Source organism: Sphaerochaeta sp. S2, from assembly GCF_016406725.1.
Lineage (GTDB): Bacteria > Spirochaetota > Spirochaetia > Sphaerochaetales > Sphaerochaetaceae > Sphaerochaeta.
This window is the reverse complement of the sequence record NZ_JAEKNT010000457.1, coordinates 1-2,516: the sequence shown is the minus strand read 5'-3', so window position 1 is coordinate 2,516 and position 2,516 is coordinate 1. Positions and strand designations below refer to the sequence as shown.

Sequence of the window (2,516 nt, the reverse complement as noted above, 5' to 3'; positions counted from 1 at the left end):
GATACGCACACTCGTATTTTCAACAATACCGTTGATTAATATGCCATTTAGTTTTGGAGTTCAGGGGTTTTGTTTGCTTTTTTCACAGCCGTCTTGGAGCTGTAATGGGTGCTCTTTCGGACCTTGTTGCCGTGCATATTAACCTCCATATTGGAACGTTTGTAGGTGTCTGTCGAATTTTTTCCTAAGAGTTATTTTCAACTGATGCTAATAATGAAGTGATACTGATAAATCGAGTCAAGAAAACAAGAATTCAGACAAGATTGCATTAATCACAAATGCTAAGTCTTAACTCTTACTTGCCTATTCATTAATAACGGAAGGAGAAAATCTTGCAGCTTTGCTAGAGCAATATTTTGTTCAATATTATCAACCATCAGTCTATACATGGGTTCGACAAGCTTATTGAACTTTTCAACTTCTTCTTTACTCCATGGGAAGGTCAGATGCTCAATAGCGCTAGAGGCGTGAAGAATGTTTGAACCAATAGCATACTTCGCAATCGTTCGTTGAATTTCTTCTGACCGAAAAATGCAGTAAATGCCTTTCTGGAAAAGGCAGCTATAAAATAGCAAAAGCACTTAGAGAGAAAAAGGCACTGACAAAGCGAGGCGGCAAATGGAGCTCAACGGTAGTTAAAGAAATCCTGAAAAATGAGAAATATACGGGTGATGTGCTCTTTCAGAAAACATTCACTGATTCGCAGTTTAACAGGCATACCAATCGGGGTGAAAAGCCGCAGTACTATGTCAAAGGTCATCATGACGCAATAATTAGCACCGAGGACTTTGAAGCGGCACAGGCGATTATTGTCCAGCGTGCTAAAGAAAAGAATATTGTGGCGGATGATGAGAAGTACCTGAGCCGATACCCATTCTCAGGAAAAATAATATGCGCTGAATGCGGTGCTACTTGGAAAAGAAGAACACATACCGCTTGTAAGGCTAAATACTATGCTTACACCTGCAACACTCACCTGAAGGACAAAAATAAGTGCGGCCAGCTTTTTATCAACGAGACGGATTTTGAGGTCGCCTTTGTAAATATGGTGAACAAGCTGATTTTTAGCAAAAAGGTTCTTTTACAACCGTTCCTTAATAGCCTTAAAAGCATTGACCAAGCTAATGCACTTACTCGAATTAACGAGCTTGAGACGGCTTTGGAACAGAACTTTGACCGAAGGCAGGTTCTTACAAACCTTCTTTCAAAGCAGTACATCGAGCCTGCACTATATGCCAAACAGAATAGTGAACTTTTAGCTGAAGCTGAGGAGTTGAGAAATGAAAAGGAAGCCTTGTACCGCTCGGTAAATGGTGAGCTTGAGAATTCGAAAGCAGTAAGCAGGCTCTTAAAGTATGTAAACAATAGTGCAGGACTTGCAGAATTTGATGCAGTTGCCTTTGAGGCACATGTTGACCACATTACTGTTTACACCAGAAGTGAAATAGGCTTCGCACTAAAGTGCGGTTTAACCCTTAAGGAAAGGTTGTGAGAATATGAGTCATGTCCCATACGGATACAGAATCGAAAATGGTAAAGCGGTGATTGATGAAGAAAAAGCAAAGCAAGTAAAGAAGATCTATAAAGCATACCTCTCTGGCCTTGCCTACGTGCCAGCAGCAGAAGCCGCCGGACTTAAGCTTTACCACACAGGTGCAAAGAAGATGATGCAAAATAAGCATTACCTCGGAGACGACTATTACCCGGCGATTATTGATAATGAGACCTTTGTCGCGGCAGAAGCCGAGCGTGTAAAACGACAGGCTAAGCTTGGAAGAGTATTTGATGATAAGCCAGCCAAAGTGAGCAAGATTGCTACAGGTTTTAAGATGCCAAAGGTTCAAATAAAATATGATGATCCTTTTACACAGGCAGAATATGTCTACAGCTTGATAGAAAGCGAGGTGGATGTATGATTTCCTTAGCCAGCAATGTTACGGTTATTCCTGCAAAGAAAACAATCGGTACACAGAAAACAACCGATAAAGTCCAGAAAACACGAGTAGCTGCTTATTGCCGTGTTTCCACTGATAGTGATGAGCAGGAAACCAGCTATGAAACACAGATTGAGCATTACACTTCGTTTATCAATAGTCACCCGGATTGGGTGCTGGCCGGGATATATGCCGATGACGGCATTTCTGGAATGAATACGAAAAAGCGTGATGAATTCCAGCGCATGATTAATGACTGTAACGAAGGCAAGATAGATATGGTTATTACCAAGTCCATCAGCCGATTTGCAAGGAATACGGTTGATTGTCTGAATTATACCAGAGCCCTTAAGAATAAGAACATCGGCGTTTACTTCGAAAAAAAACACTTCCGTACACCAACATGCCCTAAACCATGCAACGGAGCGCCTAATTTGCAGGTTCAGGCAGACTGTTGGTGTTTGTTTGGTGTTTAAAATCAATGTTCACAACTTAAGCCCAACTTTCCCAAAATCTTAACAATTTGACTTGTGATTATGATGGAATTTGGTCTTTCGCTTGTTTTCTGCCCTTGGTACTGTC

General features: G+C 41.2%; 2 protein-coding genes and 1 pseudogene. All 3 read left to right on the top strand.

Annotated elements, in window-relative coordinates; translation table 11 throughout:
* The first annotated feature begins 520 nt into the window (after positions 1-520).
* Positions 521-1,492, top strand: a complete 972-nt coding sequence (locus JF818_RS13130; RefSeq protein ID WP_255528460.1) for a recombinase family protein — start codon at positions 521-523, stop codon at positions 1,490-1,492.
* 4 nt (positions 1,493-1,496) lie between these two features.
* Positions 1,497-1,916, top strand: coding sequence for a recombinase (locus tag JF818_RS13125; RefSeq protein ID WP_014271468.1), 420 nt, complete (start codon positions 1,497-1,499; stop codon positions 1,914-1,916).
* Positions 1,913-2,332: pseudogene (locus JF818_RS13120) on the top strand (recombinase family protein); the annotation flags it as partial. The gene JF818_RS13125 and the pseudogene JF818_RS13120, both read left to right, overlap by 4 nt.
* Positions 2,333-2,516 lie beyond the last annotated feature (184 nt).